General features: G+C 48.7%; 12 protein-coding genes, 1 tRNA gene and 1 pseudogene. 10 read left to right on the plus strand and 4 right to left on the minus strand.

The features are described from left to right. Positions 1-252: 252 nt before the first annotated feature. From L0Y31_RS04600 to L0Y31_RS04615, 4 genes are all read left to right on the plus strand, one after another. Complete coding sequence (locus L0Y31_RS04600) at positions 253-864, plus strand: HupE/UreJ family protein (RefSeq protein WP_234735962.1); 612 nt, start codon at positions 253-255, stop codon at positions 862-864. 97 nt (positions 865-961) lie between these two features. Beyond that, the gene (locus L0Y31_RS04605) at positions 962-3,349 is read left to right on the plus strand and encodes a M1 family metallopeptidase (protein ID WP_407084062.1); all 2,388 of its coding nucleotides are present in this window, start codon (positions 962-964) and stop codon (positions 3,347-3,349) included. A gap of 78 nt (positions 3,350-3,427) precedes the next feature. Next, positions 3,428-3,501 (plus strand) — tRNA-Pro (locus L0Y31_RS04610). Between the two features lie 82 nt (positions 3,502-3,583). Continuing rightward, positions 3,584-4,105, plus strand: coding sequence for a GNAT family N-acetyltransferase (locus L0Y31_RS04615; protein WP_234735963.1), 522 nt, complete (start codon positions 3,584-3,586; stop codon positions 4,103-4,105). Here the strand turns inward: L0Y31_RS04615 and L0Y31_RS04620 are convergent. Continuing rightward, positions 4,090-4,707 (minus strand): DUF4230 domain-containing protein, encoded by a 618-nt coding sequence (locus L0Y31_RS04620; RefSeq protein WP_234735964.1) that lies wholly within the window; start codon positions 4,705-4,707, stop codon positions 4,090-4,092. The two genes, L0Y31_RS04615 and L0Y31_RS04620, sit on opposite strands and share 16 nt — an antisense overlap. Positions 4,708-4,837: 130 nt before the next feature. Here L0Y31_RS04620 and L0Y31_RS04625 point away from each other — a divergent pair, with 130 nt between their 5' ends. Beyond that, a complete protein-coding gene (locus tag L0Y31_RS04625; RefSeq protein ID WP_234735965.1) occupies positions 4,838-5,464 on the plus strand; it encodes an outer membrane lipoprotein periplasmic chaperone LolA1 in 627 nt (208 codons plus the stop codon). Positions 5,465-5,572: 108 nt separating this feature from the next. Here L0Y31_RS04625 and L0Y31_RS04630 read toward each other — a convergent pair whose 3' ends face one another. Further along, positions 5,573-6,526 carry a beta-1,6-N-acetylglucosaminyltransferase gene (locus tag L0Y31_RS04630; RefSeq protein WP_234735966.1) on the minus strand — a complete coding sequence of 318 codons (954 nt, stop codon included), beginning with the start codon at positions 6,524-6,526 and terminating at the stop codon, positions 5,573-5,575. Between the two features lie 193 nt (positions 6,527-6,719). Here L0Y31_RS04630 and L0Y31_RS04635 point away from each other — a divergent pair, with 193 nt between their 5' ends. From L0Y31_RS04635 to L0Y31_RS04650, 5 genes and pseudogenes are all read left to right on the plus strand, one after another. Beyond that, positions 6,720-7,559, plus strand: a complete 840-nt coding sequence (locus L0Y31_RS04635) for a T9SS type A sorting domain-containing protein (protein WP_234735967.1) — start codon at positions 6,720-6,722, stop codon at positions 7,557-7,559. A gap of 321 nt (positions 7,560-7,880) precedes the next feature. Continuing rightward, positions 7,881-8,120 carry a hypothetical protein gene (locus L0Y31_RS04640; protein WP_234735968.1) on the plus strand — a complete coding sequence of 80 codons (240 nt, stop codon included), beginning with the start codon at positions 7,881-7,883 and terminating at the stop codon, positions 8,118-8,120. Between the two features lie 407 nt (positions 8,121-8,527). Continuing rightward, positions 8,528-11,575, plus strand: a complete 3,048-nt coding sequence (locus L0Y31_RS04645; RefSeq protein ID WP_234735969.1) for a glycoside hydrolase family 3 N-terminal domain-containing protein — start codon at positions 8,528-8,530, stop codon at positions 11,573-11,575. Positions 11,576-11,669: 94 nt separating this feature from the next. Beyond that, positions 11,670-14,321: pseudogene (locus tag L0Y31_RS21050) on the plus strand (immunoglobulin domain-containing protein); the annotation flags it as partial. Positions 14,322-14,339: 18 nt separating this feature from the next. Continuing rightward, entirely contained in the window at positions 14,340-15,878 is a 1,539-nt protein-coding gene (locus tag L0Y31_RS04650) for a T9SS type A sorting domain-containing protein (protein ID WP_234735970.1), read from the plus strand. 52 nt (positions 15,879-15,930) lie between these two features. Here the strand turns inward: L0Y31_RS04650 and L0Y31_RS04655 are convergent, their stop codons facing one another. Beyond that, a complete protein-coding gene (locus tag L0Y31_RS04655) occupies positions 15,931-17,679 on the minus strand; it encodes a M3 family oligoendopeptidase (RefSeq protein WP_234735971.1) in 1,749 nt (582 codons plus the stop codon). A gap of 1 nt (position 17,680) precedes the next feature. After that, complete coding sequence (locus tag L0Y31_RS04660; RefSeq protein ID WP_234735972.1) at positions 17,681-18,751, minus strand: ferredoxin--NADP reductase; 1,071 nt, start codon at positions 18,749-18,751, stop codon at positions 17,681-17,683. Positions 18,752-18,898 lie beyond the last annotated feature (147 nt).

The raw sequence follows: 18,898 nt of genomic DNA on the forward strand, positions 1-18,898 counted from the left end.
TACTGATTTAGAGCGTTTGGGTTTGAAACGCTACCAATTTGCAAATTATTGCAATTAATTCGGTTGCAATAATAAAGAAACCCGACGACAGAAAAGCACTATTTGCTAATCATCTACCGTAAAACGATTTTTTTTGCTAATTGTCTTCTTTGCTTCCTGCTTTAAATTCCGGTTAAGATCACTTTTCGGACAAGAAGCGGTACAATCTTTGTTAATTTAGCGCTATCTCCCAACCTAACTTTAATTTTACGCATGAGTGAATTCTGGGTTTATCTTCAACTTGGCTTCTCCCACATCACCGATCCCGGCGGATACGATCATATTCTGTTTGTCATCGCTTTGTGCACCATCTATACGCTTAACCAATGGAAACAGGTATTAATTTTAGTAACCGCCTTTACCATTGGCCATTCGATCACGCTGGCTCTGGCTACGTTGCGCCTGATCAACTACAGCACCGATTTGATTGAATTGCTAATCCCCATTACCATTCTGATCACTGCTTTTACGAATTTCTCCCATAAATTTCCGGTCAACCGTTTTGCCGTCGATGAAAAAAAATCCAGCGTACGTTATGGGCTGGCGTTGGCCTTTGGACTCATTCACGGAATGGGGTTTTCCAATTATCTACGGAGTTTGTTGGGAACAGAAACCAGCATTGTCAAGCCCCTGCTGGCGTTTAACCTGGGTCTTGAGTTAGGCCAGCTTCTGATTGTGGCCATTTTCCTTAGCATTGCTTTTGCGGCGATAGAAATACTTCGGGTGCGCAAACACGACTGGAATCTCATTATCTCGGGCATTGTGGTAGGAATGGCCTTTTCATTAATTCTGAACAATGAGTATTTGGCCGAATTAATGAAGTAAGTGCTATCGGTTATTTGTTTCTACCCAAAGCCAATTTTCGTTAACTTTACCGACACAATTCATCTAATTACACCTTACTTAAATCATCAACTACCCTATGAATTTAAGAACGTTTGTTCTTCTGGCCGGGTTGACTACGCTAACGCTGGGTGTTCGGGCGCAAATGCCAAGTAATCCGCAGTTCAAAGCGAACGACCGTTTTGAACAACTCGGACCAGCCTTGCCCACACCCAACACCTTTCGGACGGCCTCTGGAAGTCCAGGCCGGGATTATTTCGAAAACCGCGCTGATTATGACATCAAGGTTGAGCTGGATGATGCCAAGCAAAAAATCACGGGCTCCGAAACCGTTACTTATTTTAACAACTCCCCCGACGAGCTGAAATACCTCTGGCTGCAACTAGACCAGAACTTGTTTCAGGAAGGCTCAATCAGCAGCCTTTCGCAAACAGGTTCCATTGACGCGAAGGGCATGAGCACGCGGGCCATCCAAACAATGGGAACGCCGCGTGGCATTGGCAAAGATGCGGAAAAAGAATATGGGTATAAAATCAGTAATGTCCGGGATAAAGCTGGTAAAGCGCTGAAATACACCATTAACCAGACCATGATGCGGATTGAACTGCCGACGCCGCTCAAACCGGGTCAGAACTTCACGTTTGGTCTTGACTGGAATTTTAATGTAACGGAATATTACGGACGCAGCGGGTACGAGTATTTCCCGAAAGACGGTAACTACAATTACTTCATTGCGCACTGGTTCCCCCGACTGGCAAAATACGACGATGTGAACGGCTGGCAGAACAAGCAATTCCTGGGTGGTTCGGAGTTTACGCTCATTTTTGGGAATTATAAAGTGGCCATTACGGTGCCCAACGACCACATTGTAGCGGCTTCCGGCGAATGCCAGAACTACAAGCAAGTGCTTACCGGAACGCAGTTCCAGCGGTTGCAAAAGGCCTCTACGTCTAAAACACCCGTTATCATTGTTAATCAAAATGAAGCAGTAGCTGCCGAGAAAGCCAAGCCAACGGGTAAGAAAACCTGGATTTACAAAGCGGATAACGTTCGCGACTTCGCTTTTGCGTCTTCCCGCAAATTCATCTGGGATGCCATGCAAACCGACGTATATGGCGATGGTAAGAAAATCTGGAGCATGTCTTACTACCCGAAAGAAGGCAATCCACTGTGGGAGCAGTATTCAACGCGCGCGGTTGAGCATACGCTGAAATCCTACGGTAAACGTACCTTCAAATACCCGTATCCGGTAGCGATTTCCTGCCACGGCGTAGCGGGCGGCGGTATGGAATATCCCATGATCAGCTTCAACGGTGGCCGTCCCGAAGAGGATGGAACGTACTCCGAGCAAGTAAAAGCCGGTATGATTGGGGTAATTATTCACGAGGTAGGGCATAACTTCTTCCCCATGATTGTCAACTCCGACGAACGCCAGTGGACCTGGATGGACGAAGGCTTGAACACGTTCTGCCAATACTTAGCGGAAAAAGAATGGGATTATAACTTCCCGGCCCGTCGCGGTGAACCCAGAGACATTGTGGACTATATGAAGTCGGATAAGTCCATGTTATCGCCTGTCATGACTTCGGGTGAAAATGTGATTCTTCTCGGACCAAACGCCTACGCGAAGCCGGCCACGGCGCTGAACATCCTGCGCGAAACAGTAATGGGACGTGAGCTGTTCGACTACGCCTTTAAAGAGTACGCCAACCGCTGGCGCTTCAAAAGCCCAACGCCAGCCGACTTTTTCCGCACGATGGAAGATGCTTCCGGCGTCGATCTGGACTGGTTTTGGAAAGGCTGGTTCTACGGTACCGACCCCGTGGATCAGGATTTGGTAGAGGTTGACTGGTTCCAGGTTAATTCGCAAAATCCGGAAATCGTCAAAGCCGAAGCCCGCGCCGAAGCCCAACGCCGCAACAATACAATCAGCAAGCAACGCGATGCAGCTACGCAGAAAGAAACGGTGGTATCACAAGATACCAGTATGCGGGACTTCTACAACAGCTACGACCCGTATAAAGTAACGGAAGCTGATAAGAAAAGGTATCAGGATTATCTGGCAACCTTAAGCCCGGAAGAACGGAAGCTAGCGGAGTCGAATACCAATTTCTACACGCTGAGCCTAAAAAATAAGGGTGGCTTGCCAATGCCCGTCATCGTTCGGATGGAGTTTGAAGACGGCACAGACTCGGTAGCCCGTTTCCCGGCCGAAATCTGGCGGTTCAACGATGCTGATATTCGTAAAGTGATTGCCACGGATAAAAAAGTTGTGCAGTGGACGCTGGACCCTTTCCAGGAGATTGCCGACATTGATACGGATAACAACGCATTCCCCCGTCGGTCACAACCGAATCGGTTCCAGCTATTTAAGCAGCAGCAAGTGACGCGTCCACGCAATCCAATGCAGCAGGACCGCCAGCCGCAGCAAGCGCCGGGTACGCAGGGAGGAAGCCGAAACCGCTAAGCAAATGCAGAATGAACAAGGATTGTCGTTATTACGTCCTTGTTCATTTTACTTTATTTATTACTTTTGTACCCGATTCGGGATGTAGCACAGCCAGGTAGTGTACTTGCATGGGGTGCAAGGGGTCGTGAGTTCGAATCTCGCCATCCCGACTTCAAAGCCACTTGTAGTAATTACAAGTGGCTTTTCTATTTTTGCGCTTTTGTATTATTCTTCCGTTTCTCATTGAAAGCCATGCTGATTGCCGAAACAGACCGTTTGACACTCTCCCAAATAAGTTTGCAAGAAGATGCCTTTATTCTTGAATTGCTGAACACGCCTTCCTGGCTCCAGTTCATTGGCGACCGGGGCGTTAAGAACCTCGACGATGCGCGTAATTACCTACAAAACGGACCTCTAGCCAGTTACGAACGTCTGGGCTTTGGGCTTTATCTGGTAGCCCTAAAAGACACGAAAACGCCGATTGGCCTTTGTGGTTTGATCAAGCGTGATTCGTTGGAGGATGTTGACCTGGGCTTTGCTTTTCTTCCGGCCTACGAAGGCCAGGGCTATGGCTACGAGGCGGCTTCGGCCGTGATGAACCACGCCCGTAATACCCTGAACTTACAACGCATTGTTGCCATTACGCTACCCGATAACCAGCGTTCTGTCCGACTGCTCGAACGACTTGGCCTGCACTTTGAAAAATGGGTTGAAACGAACGGAGAAAGTCTAAAGTTATTCGGGACCGCCGGTACCGCTCACCGTAACGGCTGAAACGTAGCTTTCATTCGCGTCGTTAAAAAGACCTTTTTGCCCGAGACTTTCTCCAGCACGGGCCGCAGGATTTTATCGGCATTCTGACGCGTTTCTTCTAGAATTCCGCTTTGCAGGGCAGACTTTCTGATCTGGGCTTCGGCCTGGCGATAAGCCTCGTTGACAAGACCTGCCTCTTCAAAGAATGCGTTTTCGGTATTGTAAACTTTCGAATTTTCGTGATTGATTTTATAGGAGCAGATTTCCGGCTCAGGAAGATACACAATCAGGCTGTCGCCATCGGAGGCCAGATCTTGCTCGGTAATTTTAGTCAAGTCAATGCAGCCAACGGCCTCGCCCTCAACAATCAACACCGCTTTTGGGTTGGGGAACCACTGCCGGATTTGCTCGTGTTCAATCACGTCTTTGAAGCGATAACGAACCAGTTCCAGCTTTCCCAATTCCGTGATTTCCTGCAAAACCACCGTATGATTGACTTCTTCACTCTTCGTAAACCGCTGAAACAGACCTCCCGACCGAACCTGCTCCCAGAGAGAAATCAACCCAACGATTAGCAGAACCACAAGAAACAAGCGCAAGAATGCATTAATGAATCGAGTCATAAAAAATCAGAGCAATGATATTTGGGCTCACTTAAACTTTTACACAAACAATATTGTCTTACTAACAAACTAACCCGAATTTTGCGGGCTGTTTCTGAAAAGACTAAAAGAAATCAATTAAACGATAAACATGAGAAAATTTGCGTTGCTGGTTAGCTTGGTGGCAGGGCTGGCATTTCCTTCGTTCGCACAAAAAGACAAAAAAGCAGGCGATCTTCTTGACGCAATGGGCAAGAAATTTCAGGCTTTGGATGCTTACAATGCTGCTTTCACCTACGCTGCGGCGGGCGATTCTTACAAAGGAGATGTAACCGTAAAAGGCACTAAATTCCGCCTGAAACTAGCGGGCCAGGAGGTTTTTAATGACGGTAAAACGGTATCCACTTACGTCAAGGAAACTAACGAAGTAAACGTTCAGGATTTTGAAGGCACTACTGGCGACATCAATCCGGCCAAGATTTACACCATTTATAAGAACGGCTACAACTACAAATATGTTGGCGAGCAAAAACAAGCGGGTCAGGCAGTTGAGGTCGTTGAATTGACGCCCGAGAAAAAAAATACGCAGGTAGCCAAAGTTCAAATAGCGGTTAACAAGAAAGATAAATCCGTCAAGAGCTGGAAAATTACGGACAAAGCGGGCAAGGTAACTAGCTATACCATTACGCAATTCACGCCTAATCCAAAATTGGCCGACAACTATTTTAACTTCGATAAGTCGAAATATCCGGGTGTCGAAGTGGTTGATTTGCGGTAATTCATCCATAAAAAGAGAAAGCCACGACTAATACTCGTGGCTTTCTCTTTTGTATAGCCCTATAGTTTTGCTACCTGATAAAAGCACGAAATTAGACAATTAAAGTCCTTAATTCTTGCGGATGTGCGCCAGCAGTTTTTCAATCAGACCAGCCGACTGACGGGCGTCTAGTTTTCTACAAAAATAACAGCCGGATGAGATCAGTTCATTTAGATCTCCCTCTCTCAATAACGCCGGTTGTTCCCGCGCTGGATTCCAGTCCACGTATGTGTGCACGTAATTGCTTTCCAGGAGATAGCCAACAGGATAATTTTGCCACTCCATGCCCTTTGGCCAACGCTTCCCGTAATGAATTACCTGTGAGGCAAAAGGCGAATTCAGAATAACCGTTTGAAAAACTTGCTCATCGGGATGGTCGCCCAACCGGAAAAATTGCTTAATTTCAGGATGTTGGTTCAGATACGTCAACACATATTGCGCACAGGCCGCCGTTAGCGCCCACCACTGTGCACCCCCATACAAGTCAAGGCTGGAACAAAAGCGACGACGCGGCAATACGTATTTCAAAATGCGGTTGTAGAGCTGAAAACGCCGCATTCCCCAGCGCCCGTTCCGCTTGTTCAGCAGCGGCCATTCGTGGAAGTAAGGATAACGAACTTTGTGGTGCCAGTCTGGACGATCTGCCACTTTGAAATAACTGAGGTACTCGACAGTACTGTTTTGGTAGAAATGAACCAGCTCATGCGCCGGTTTCAGCGGAAAATCAACGCCCGACAGCAGCCGCAAATACCGAAACGAATAGGAATCGGTCAATGCTGCTCGTATCAAAGCCAACTCTGCCTCAACCATGCTGTAGCCGCCATACCAGACTTTTACCCGCTCTTCGATAAAATTCACGGACTCAGGCCAGGGATAATGATCCGTAAATAAATCCAGATCCGCCGAGCGGTCCAGATGAATGTAAATACGCACTTCCGGGTGGTCGAGTAACGTAACCAACTGGAACAAAAGGCCGGGCTGGTTGTGAGCCAAAATCAGGTAGGCAACGGTTTTTGATGGCATGATCATCAGGCAGTAATTCTTGTAAAGAAACGCAAAGTGGCTTTGTCTCGATAAACTTTCTGCTTCGCAAGCGAGAAAGATTTTGGTCTTGTTTCCAAAAAATCTCCAGACAGGTGCAACTCTGGCTTCTTTTCTTACATCTTTTGAAAAATGAGATAGACCAGCGTTGCTTAATCTTTTAAAACATCATAGCATGAAAAAATCATCAACTCTCCGCGTCCGGATTATGGTAGCAGCCTTGCTCGTAAGTGGGTTTGCACTTCCGGCTTTGGCTCAGAAAGAAAAAGAATCCAAGTCTGATGGTCAGGTGAATGTCAAAATCATCGAGCGCGATGAAAAAGGCGAGTTACGCGAAGAAAGTCGCTCCTACCGGCTTAACGGCCTAAAGGACGATGAACGGGACGCCATGGTCACCAAACTTGTGGACTCTTTGCGGGCCAAGCACGGCGAGAAAGGCCAGATCACCATTATCGTTGAGGACGGCGATCACGGTAGCCACATCATCCAACGCGATGGCAACGGTAACCGCGTCGAAATGCGCCAAGGCAACAGACAGCGCAACAAAGACCTGTACGCCAAACGCCCCAACGATCCGCTTCAGTTTCGCTATTACAAAGACGGAAAACTGCAACGCCAGTATCGCCTGAACCCAGATTCCCTGGCCGATCGCCTGAAACGCTTCGAGTTCAACTTCCCGAACAACTGGACCCAACGCATGGACGACTCTTTCCGCAACTGGAACAACTTATCCATGAGCGGCGAGTCTTCATCAACCATCCGTAGCTTACAGGTTTACCCCAACAACCCCGAAAAGCAGGAACTGAATGTTCGCTTTACTGCTCCGGCCAAAGGAGATATCAAGATTCGGGTGACAACTCCCGACGGGAAAGAAGTAGCCCACAAAGAGGTTAAAGATTTTTCCGGCAGTTATTCGGGCCAGATCGATCTGGGCAAAAAGGCTAAAGGCACTTATTTCGTCAGTGTTACCCAAAAAGAGGACGGCGCGGTTAAACGCGTTGTTATCAACGAATAACCCTGATAGCGATAAAACCTACCCTAAATGTTAGGGTAGGTTTTATCGCTTATTTTAGCCAGTTTATACAGGTATTTAGACCATTCACCTGAATTCTGTTGCCCTAACCTCTTTTAATCGATTACTTTTACACTGTTCTTACACTCTAATTTTTTCTGGTCTAAGATTATTTAGTAGAGTGTTACTTTTGGCAATACCATTCGTCAATAAATAGTACCGTTTAACACTATTTAACAAAAATTATAGTACTATGTATTGCAAGGTACACTCTAAAACATATATCTTTGTATCAACTTAAAGACGGACTATCCGCGACACACTATGAAAACTGTTCTGGCCTTCATCTTGACAATCGGAATTAGCTTTTCCGCTTCGGCCATTGGCCACCCACATAATCTTTTCGCAGCGCACCAAAAAGCTAAACATGGCGTAGCAAAAGCAACAATTGGTCGTGCAACGTCTTCGACACCACTAAAGCGTGTCTTTACGTCTTATGCCAAGGCAGCAGCGCCAAGTGTCTTTACGTTTGGCTGGGAGATTATTAAGAAAGGAGTACTTTAATTCAGTTGGCTCCGTTAATCGCTGCTTACACTGCATTACTGTGCTCTCTATGGAATACTTCTACCCCGCAAAAACCGTTTAGTTATTACCAGTCAAAAAGGATTTTCGCCCTTTGTTGACTAGCTATGTTGTGCTTTACCATCTACCACGCTGCCCCTTTCGGGCCTTGTTTTTAGCCGCTTTTCCCTCCCAGATTGCCATCATTTCTCTTCTCAAATCCGCCAAATAAGCTACTTAATTACGACTTACTTTAGCTGTCTGATAAATTCCTGAATTAACCGTTTTCCGCCTGTCTCATTGGCCATTAACCCAACTTTAATTAGGGTTTTAAGCCAATTTTGGATAGCTTTATCCCCTAATTGGTGTAAATACATTCAACCTGAATCGTAACGGCTTAATTGAAAGAGATGCGTAATAAAGTTGTCTTCCTGGTGTCGGCACTGCTGTTTTCCGGCTTGGTGACGGCTTTTGGTTGGTCGAGTGGCGTTTTGCGAACAAACCTTCTGACCAAGCTTACGACTAGCATTAAGGCGAAATTACCAGAAAAAGGCAAAAAAAAGGCGAACCCCATCCGGATGCGTCCCGTAGAAGTGCTGGCCCTTGCTCCGAAAGAGCTGGGTTGGGTCGATAGCGTTTTTTCGACGTTAACGCAGGAGCAGAAAATCGGGCAATTCTTCATGGTCGCCACGTTCTCCAATCAGGACGAAGCTCACTACCAATACATCGAAACGCTCGTTCGCCATTACCACATTGGCGGGCTTATCTTCTTCCAGGGCGGGCCTTACCGCCAGGCCGTGCTGACAAACCGCTACCAGTCCGCCGCTAAAGTACCTTTGCTAGTTGGCATTGATGGCGAGTGGGGTTTAGGCATGCGGCTAGATAGTACGATGGCTTTTCCCAAGCAAATGTCCCTGGGTGCCATTCGCGATGAAGCCATTGTTTACCGAATGGGCAGCGAGATTGGTCGCCAATGCCGCCGCCTGGGTATCCATATCAATTTTGCGCCGGTTTCAGACATCAATAGCAACCCTTCAAACCCGGTCATCGGCAATCGCTCCTTCGGCGAATCGAAAGAGAACGTAGCAATCAAGGCGTCTGCTTACATGAAAGGGCTGCAACATACCCGCATCATCGCCACAGCAAAGCACTTCCCCGGTCACGGTGATGTTAACGTTGACTCGCACGTTTCCTTGCCAATCGTGCACCGCTCCGTTGAACAGCTCCGCGACGTGGATCTTTTTCCTTTTCGGAAGCTTATCGCCGACAGCCTGATGGGCGTTGTAACGGGCCACCTGCACGTGCCCGTGGTTGATAATACGCCTAGACTGGCCGCGACCTTATCGGAAAAAGTAGTTACGGAACTGCTGAAAAAAGAGCTTGGCTTCCGGGGACTGGTGTTCACCGACGCGCTGAATATGGGTGGCGTAGGTCGGCTGCCGTCCGAAGAAATCAATCTAAAAGCGCTGGTTGCCGGTAACGACATTCTTTTGTATCCCGAAAATGTTCCTGACGCGGTTCATCGCATTGCGCTGGCGATTCAGAAGGGGGAAATCTCGCAGGAACTGATCGACGAAAAAGTCAAAAAAATACTGCGGGCCAAATACTGGGCCGGTTTGAATAAAACAGCTCCCATTGCCCTCGAAAATCTTGATCGCGACCTGAATTCGCCTGAAGCGAAGCTACTTAAGCAGGAACTTTGTGAACAGGCTGTAACCATCGTTAAAAATAACAACAACTTACTTCCATTTGGTGCGCTGGACACGGTGCGGGTTGCGGCGATATCCATTGCTGCCGATTACGGAAATCCTTTTCAGAAAACTTTAAGCGGTTACGCGCCCGTCAAGCACATAACGGTTGGTGAAAAACCGACTACGGAAGCCGATTTAGACGAAATTATCCGTCAACTTGGTGATGCCAATACCGTAATCTTAAGTTTCCACCGCCTGAGTCCTACGGCAAAATGGAACTACGGGGTTACAAAGCCTTCCCTTGATCTGATCACCCGCCTCAAACAGCGCGGTCTTCGGGTGGTGGTGTGCGCCTTTGGCCCGGCTTACGCCCTGCGGCCATTCATTGGTACCCAGGCGGACGCGCTAATCTGTACGTACGAAGATGGCGAGGAAATGCAGCGCGTGGTGCCTCAGGTACTTTTCGGTGCCATTCCGGCCAAAGGTGCCATGCCCGTCACGGTAGGCGATTGGCGCATTGGCTACGGCTTGTTTACGGCACCCAGCGGGCGACTGGCCTATAGCTTGCCCGAAAGCGTGGGAATGCGCTCCGGACAGTTGCAACGTATTGACGATATCGTTCAGAAAGCCCTGCGCGACCGTGCTTTCCCAGGCTGTCAGGTTTTAGTGGCGCGCAAAGGCAAAGTTGTTTTTGATAAGAGCTACGGCACATTGACGTATAACAACGCCTATGACCGCGTAACGGGTGAGACGTTATACGACCTAGCATCGCTGACAAAAGTTCTTGGCACTTTACAGGCTGTCATGCTTCTGAATGAGCGGGGCGCTATTGATTTGAATCAGAAAGTGGCGCATTACCTCCCCGAGTTCCAGAACAGTGCCAAACGGAACATGACGGTGAGTGATTTACTGCTTCATCAGGCGGGCTTCCCGGCGGGTCTTCCCCGGGCTGTTGAACGAGCTAAGGTGCAAAGTGGCTTGCGTTCAGGTTTCTATTCGACAGTTCGCGATAGCCTGCGTTCTTTGCAAATTGGCCCGACTCTCTTTGCTCCTCCTTCCATTAGAGATTCGGTTTGGAGCTGGATTGTAGGCACTCCGCTAACGGCTAAAGTAGACGAAAGTGGCCGTTTTAATTACCTGTACAGCGATCTAAGCTTCGTTACGCTGCAAAAAATTGTTGAACGGGTCACCAGCCAGCCAATTGAGGTATTTCTGGATGAGAACCTGTACAAGCCCCTGGGTATCGGAACAATGGTTTTCAATCCTTTGCAGAAGCGCTCCACGTTTCGGGTAGCCCCAACCGAGAATGATACCTGGTTCCGTAATTCAATGTTGCAGGGAACGGTGCACGATCAACTGGCAGCTCTGCAAGGCGGTATCTCGGGTCACGCTGGTTTATTTGCAACGTCGCAGGATATTGTCAAAATCCTACAAATGAACCTTCAAAAGGGCCAGTATGGCGGTCGGCGTTTTCTACTTCCGGGAACGGCTCCGCTGTATAGCCGCAATGCCACCGACCGCAGCCACCGGGGTCTGGGCTGGGACAAACCTGATCCTGACGGAAATAGCTCCTACGTGTCTCCCCACGCATCGATTCGCTCGTTTGGCCACACTGGTTTTTCGGGAAATGTGGTCTGGGTTGACCCCGATTACGATTTAGTTTTTATATTTCTCTCGAACCGCATTCACCCTAGTGCAGCCAATACGCTGATCACTACCCACAAGATTCGACGTCAAATTCACGAGGCTATTTATCAGTCGCTGTAGCCACCGGGAACCGCTCACAAATCATTCGTATTATTTCTCAGAATAACTTTGTTATTTTGAGTACTTTTTTGTGTTTATTATCCGACAACTTTCTATGAAAGCAATTTTACGTCTGTTTTGGACTTTACTAATTCTGTGTATCAGTTTGGGTAAAGGTGTGCAGGCCCAGACGATTACAACGGGTGCTGTTACGCCATCTAGCATTTGCGAAGGTGGGACAATAGCAGTTCCATTCACTACTTCAGGTACTCTCGCCACGGGCACTACGTTTAAAGCTCAAATTGCTTCTGCTACTGGCTCGTTTGCTGATATTACGGGAGCAACTGCTACAGCCAGTCCCATTTCGGCTGTTGTTACGGCTAATCCAGGTTCGGGTTATCGCATTCGCGTTGTTAGCGTTCCAACCAGTTCAACGGCAGTTATTAATGGTAGTGCTAGTACTACTTCTTTAACTATTATCGATACGCCAACGGCTCCTACGGTTCAACCCGTTACTTATTGCCAAAATGCTACACCTACTCCGTTAACAGCCACCGCTAGCACGGGTGCTACCCTAAAGTGGTACGACAGAGCAACGGGTGGCACCGCCTTGGCAGGTGCGCCAACGCCCTCTACTTCTACAATCGGAACCACTACCTATTACGTTAGTCAAGCTATCGGCACTTGTGAAAGTTCAAGAGCAGCACTTGCTGTGACGGTGACAGCAAAACCGAGTGCGCCTGTAGTTCAATCTCCGCAGTATGGATGTCAGTTTCAACAGCCAACATCGACATCTAGCGCTACTTTCTCAATAAATGTTTCCGGGTTAATTTTTAATAGCAATGTAAAATTTTATAATAGCTCGGGGACAGAAATTCCTTTTACCAAATCCCCTACACAAGCCGGAGCAACATCTGCTCTTTTTCAGTCGCCAATGTACGCTAACAGTGCAGTTGGTACACAAACTTATTTTATTCTCCAAGAAGTTAATGGATGCCAAAGTGAACGTGTTAAAGTAGATGTAATCATCAAGCCTAGGCCAGCTGGTGGGCCTAGATTGGTTAATAATAGTAGAGTTACTTATTGCCAAGGAGCAACTTCTGTTCCAATTAGCGAGCATCATGTTGCTGCTCCTACTGGCTTTAAAGCAGTCTATTATTTAGAAGGAACAGGTACTTATATACCTACTCCAATTCCTGATACAAAAACTCCCTCTGTTACAACATATCGAATTGGGTTAGAACCAATTGATTCTAATGAAGGATGTAGAAATCCTTTACAAACAGATACTCAATTAACAATTGAAGTAATATCTATCCCTTCGGCGCCAACCGCTCAAACAGCCGTAAGTTATTGTGAAGGAGTACCAGCTAGCGCACTTACGGCTACCGCTAGTACAGGGGCTACCTTAAAATGGTATGATAGTGCAAACGGAGTAACTGCTCTAGGCAATGCACCAACACCTTCTACTGCATCCGCTGGAACGACTACTTTCTATGTAAGCCAAGCTGTTGGCAGTTGCGAAAGCCCACGGACCGCTATCACAGTAACCGTATCAGCACGCCCAGCTGCTCCAGCCGTTCAGGTAGGGGCCAGCTACTGCCAAAATGTAACCGGTGTGACGTCTCTATCAGCCACGGCTAGCTCTGGAAACACGCTTTTCTGGTATGGTACCAGCGCCACCGGAGGTTCAGCTTCTACCGTCGCCCCTGTACCTCCCGTAAACACGCCTGGTACTTTTACGTATTACGTCGCCCAGCGTAGCAACCAAGGAGGTTGTGAAAGTCCACGAGCTAGCATTCAGGTAGTGGTAACAGCAACCCCCGCTGCTCCTGGCGTTGCAAACCTTTCTTTATGTCAAGGCGATAGCAGCCGCCAACTTAGTGCAAACGGACAGAATTTGAAATGGTTCAATGCCAATGGTAGCGCTTTATCATCGGCTCCTTTAATTTCAGCAACTACGCCTGGTTCTTTTACATATCTGGTTAGTCAGACAGTGAATGGCTGTGAGAGCCCCAGAGCAACAATCTCTGCAACCGTAAATCCTCGTCCAACAGCGCCTACTGCTCCATCGGCTTTATCCTATTGTCAAAATGAACAGGGTATTGCTTCACTTTCAGCAGTAGCAGGTTCTGACAATGCATTGAGATGGTATGGCACTAACGCAACAGGCGGCACAGGAGATGGTAATGCGCCTACACCAGTAGCAACGGCGGAAGGAACATTTACATATTATGTCTCTCAAAGAACAGCTTTAGGATGCGAGAGCCCAAGAACACCTATTCAGGTTACTATTAAACCGCAACCAGCACGGCCTGGAGTTAGTACACCAGTAGAATACTGTCGAGAATCTACTGCTACACCTTTAACGGCAACAGCCAGCAATAATGCCACACTGAAATGGTATAATACAGGTGGCACCGTATTAGGTGAGGCTCCAATACCATCTACGGAAACAGCTGGTAATACAACCTATTATGTTAGCCAAACGGGTGCAAATGGCTGCCAGAGCGAACGTGCTACAATAATTGTTACTGTAAAACCAAAACCTTTAGCGCCAGCAGTTAGTCCAGTCGAATATTGTCAGAATCAATCTGCGGTAGCTTTAACAGCTAATGGTAATGGTACAATTAACTGGTATGGTACTGATGCAAACGGAGGGTCACCTTCTGGTAATGCGCCAACTCCACAAACAAACAATCCTGGCACTACCACTTACTACGTTGCTCAGACTGTAAACGGCTGCGAAGGTCCACGAGCAAGCATACCTGTTCGCGTTAAACAGTTGCCTAGCGCTCCCAGCGTTACGGATTTAAAACTATGCCAATTCGATGCGGCTCAACCCATTACGGCCAATGGACAAAACCTGCGTTGGTTCAATACGGACGGTAACGCGTTTGGCTCCGCGCCCACCCCTTCTACTGATCGGGGAGGCAACTATGCCTTTCAGGTAACTCAAACGGTAGAAGGTTGCGAAAGTACCAAAGCAACCATTAACGTAACGGTTCAGACGACACCCGTTCCAACGGTCGCCAGTTCGGTGGTGTATTGCCGTGGCCAGGAATCGAAACCGTTGTCGGCAACCGGCACTGGCGTTTCCTTCGAGTGGACCGACCCATACGGCAACGTAACTCCTACCGCTCCCGTCCCGCCAACGCTCAATGTAACGGACGGCGTTTCGTATTTTGTAACGCAAACCGGAGCGAATGGCTGTAAAAGTCCAAAAGCCGAAATCAAATTCATTGTTAACGCAACACCAACGGCAGCCCTAAGCGGTAGCTCATCCGTAAACCTGGGGCAGAGCGCCAAGCTAACCCTTACGTTCACCAGCGTTCCGCCATTCAGCTTTACACTGTCAGACGGCACAAGTGGCACTTCCGACGCCATGACCAAAACAATCGACGTGCTGCCGAAAGAATCGACCACCTATCAGGTCACCAACGTGTCAAACGTGTGTGGCGTTGGGCTACCGGCAGGAATTGCAAACATTGTGGTGCGCATCCCGACCATTACAACGGGCAACCTGACGGCAAGCACCGTCTGCGCCGGAACATCCATCTCCGTGCCGTTCACAACTACGGGCGACTTCAACGCTGGAAACGTCTTTCAGGTAGAATTGGCCGACACGACTTCTAAAAACTACATCAAACTGGCGCAGGGGGGGCAACAGAGTCCCATTGTGGTAACGGTTCCGGCCAATACGCCGCAGGGGCTTTATTTTGTCCGGGTAACAGCATCTAACCCGTCGATACCGGTTCCCGGCAAGGTGAGCACTACGGTGCTGAACATACGCGCGCTGCCAACGGCCACGCTAACCGGTACACGCGACATCTACGAAGGAGAAAGTGCCAAGCTGAATATCCGGTTTACGGGCGACGGCCCCTGGGATTTTGTCTATGCAGACAGCGTGCGGAGCTACCCCATCCAAACGACGGCCAATCCGTATGAGGTGACAGTGACGCCAGCCCGACGAACAACGTACACAATTACTTCGGTATCCAACAATTGTGGTACAGGCACGGTAAGTGGCACCGCGATCATCAACGTGCTGCCTGTACTTGGCGTAGAACCGAATCCGCTGGTACAAGCCCTAAATGCGTACCCTGTTCCCGTAGAAACAACGCTGACGGTGGACATCGCTATGCCTTTGCAGCAAGAAGCAGCTAAAATTCAGCTTATGGACGCCAATGGAAAAGCGAGATTACAAACCACTACGCACCAACAGAAAACGCTTCTGGACTTAACCCAGCAAGAAGCCGGATTGTATTTGCTGCACGTTCAGGTAGGAAATCATAAAACCGTGCGGAAGATTTTGAAGCGCTAACAGAAGCGCGAATAATAGCAAAAAAGAGGCCAGTTGTTACTGGCCTCTTTTTTTATTCTGCTTTAAGACGCTCGATTTCGTCCCACACAAAACGCAGGAGCCGCCCAATATGCTCTTCCGAAAAATCGAAGGGAATGCCCGCCGCCTGATAAATCTCGCCGATGGTGGCCGTATAGCCGAGCTTCAGGGCGTTTTTATACCCTTCCAGTCCCTTCTGACGGTCCTGGCGGAAATTCATCCAGACGCCAATCGCACCCAACTGCGCAATTCCGTATTCAATGTAATAAAAAGGTACTTCGTACAAGTGCAACTGTTTTTGCCAGAAATACGCTTTGTATTGCTCTAACCCACTCCAATCGGTGATGGATTCCGAAAACTGATCAAAAATTCGCACCCAGTTTTCTCGGCGCTCCTCCACCGTATGCGTCGGGTTCTCGTACACCCAATGCTGGAACTTATCGATTGTAGCCACCCAGGGTAAGGTTTCAACAATGGATTCCAGGTGTTGCAGCTTGGCACGCTTTAGCTCAGCCGGATTCTCGAAAAAGACATCCCAGTAATCCATCGACAGCAGCTCCATCGACATCGAAGCCAGTTCGGCCACTTCCATCGGTGGGTTCCGGAAGGGCTTTAGCGGCAGGTCACGCGTCAGAAACGAATGCACCGCGTGGCCGCCTTCGTGCACCATCGTTACCAGATCGCGCAGGCTAGACGTCGCATTCATGAAAATAAACGGCACGCCAATCTCTTCCAACGGATAGTTGTAGCCGCCCGGTGCTTTGCCTTTCCGCGATTCCAGGTCCAGATGGCCCATGGCTTTCATGATCCGCAGGCAGTCGCCTAAATAAGGGTCCAGGCGCGTAAAACACGTAATGGTCTTATCCAGCAAATCTTCCCCCGTTTTAAACGGTACGAGCGGCGGCTGTCCATCGACATCTACTTTGCTATCCCAGGGGCGCAGGACATCAACCGCCAGCTTGTTTTTCCGACTTTCGGCCAGCTCGTTCAGCATCGGAACAACTGCCTTTGCTACCGATTCGTGAAAATGGAAACAATCTTCGGGCAGGTAATCAAACCGTCCCAACGCAGCGAACATGTAATCCCGAAAATTGGCAAAACCGGCATTAACGGCAATCTGGTGCCGAAGGCCACGCAACCGATTGTAGAGGTTGTCCAGGGTATCTTTATCCTGATACCGCCGTTCCTGAATTTTTTTCCAGGCTTCCTCCCGCACCGCGCGATCTGTCGATTGCAGCAAGTCAGCGGCACGTTGTAAAGTCACTTCTTCCAGAACACCATCCTGATTCGGAATTGTCACGGTCATGGCTCCGGCAATGGCTCCGTATTTCCGTTCTTCGGTCTGCATCTCGGTTTGCAGCGGAATGTTTTCTTCCCGGAAAATTTCGATTGCCTTCCGAATCCCGCGCACGGTTACCTCAAAACCAGGCTCCATCAATTGGCCCAGGTACGGACTTTCCACTGCTTTTTTGTCCAGCTCATTGCCGTAGGCGGAAAGCTGCGGCTGTATTTCAGCAATAAAAAAATTCAGGCGGTTGATCAGTTCTTCGTTGCTCGTATCGCAGGTCATGCGGATGTAGCGCCAGGCAAAATCTTCCGATAAGTAAGACTCCAGCTCGCTCCGATCCTGAAACCATTGCCGCAGCTCTTCGGCGCTGTTGATGGGCCGGTTCAATAAACTTTCGTACAGAGGTTGGATGATGGCCCAGGCACTTACCTCAAGCTCATCACCAATAAAACGTCGCGCCGGACGAGTGGGAATTAGTAGCGTATTCGTATCCATGTTAGTCAATTTCGATCACTACATCCTTAGTTAAGGGGTGAGCCACACAGGTTAGTACGTAACCCGCCGCAATCTCCGCTTCTGACAAACCGTCTTCCTCATCCAGCATTACTTTGCCCGAGGTACAACGGCCCATGCAAGCCGTACACATTCCCGCCTGGCACGAGTAAGGTAGGTCAATGTCCAGTTCGAGCGCCGCTTCCAGAATGGTCTGGTGCGGTTCAACGGCCACTTTGTACTCGCTGCCTTCATAAAGTATGGTTACCTCCTGTCCGGCTGAATTATCCTCCATATTTTCCTCTTCGATTACCTCGCCGTGTGCTTCGGGGGGCGTTGTATTGAAACTTTCGGTATATATCTGTCTTTCTGGAACGTTCAATAATTGCAGGGCTTTACGCGTCTCTTCCATCATGCCATCCGGCCCGCACAGAAAATAATCCGCCTGCCGAAGCTCATTTACCGGCATCACTTCCAGCAGCTTTAGCACATTCGACTGGTTTAGCCGACCCTGCATGCCATCCCAACTGGTTTCGGGCTGGCTCAGCACGTATGACACGCGAAACCGATCGCGGTATTGACTTTCCAGGCGGCTGATTTCATCACGAAACAGAATCGATGAGGTCGTTCGGTTACCGTATAAAAGCCAGATCTGGCTTTTCGACTCGACATGCAAAACTGATTTCATCATCGACATCAGCGGCGTGATGCCACTGCCTGCGCCAATCATAATCAGTTGACGGCCGTTCTGCGGATCGGTTGATGCCACGAATTTACCCATCGGCTCCAGCGTTTCGATTACATCGCCGGCTTTTACATTCTCACACAGGTAGTTAGAAACGACGCCGCCCGGAATTCGCTTGATGGTTACGGCGGGGGAAGCATCCGTATGCGGCGAACTAGACATGGAATAGGACCGGCGAACCTTCTGCCCATTCACATTGAGTATGAAGGTTAAAAATTGGCCTGGTTGATAACGAACCACTTCATTTAGTGGATGCCAAAAATGGATGGTTACGGCCTCCGCTGTTTGCTGGGTAACCTCCTTTACTTTCAAAAAATAACGATTAGCCATATTCTTGCTGTGTCGCAATGGTTCAGCCCATTACGCGCTAGTAATCTTACAATTCACCCTGCACCCACTCACTGAGCTGGTACTAAGCCCGGACGCAATATAAGGCCGAATTGTTTAACAGCTTAACAACAATTTGTCGGGTCAGGG

Origin of the sequence: Tellurirhabdus bombi, from assembly GCF_021484805.1 — a bacterium.
Taxonomy (GTDB): domain Bacteria; phylum Bacteroidota; class Bacteroidia; order Cytophagales; family Spirosomataceae; genus Tellurirhabdus; species Tellurirhabdus bombi.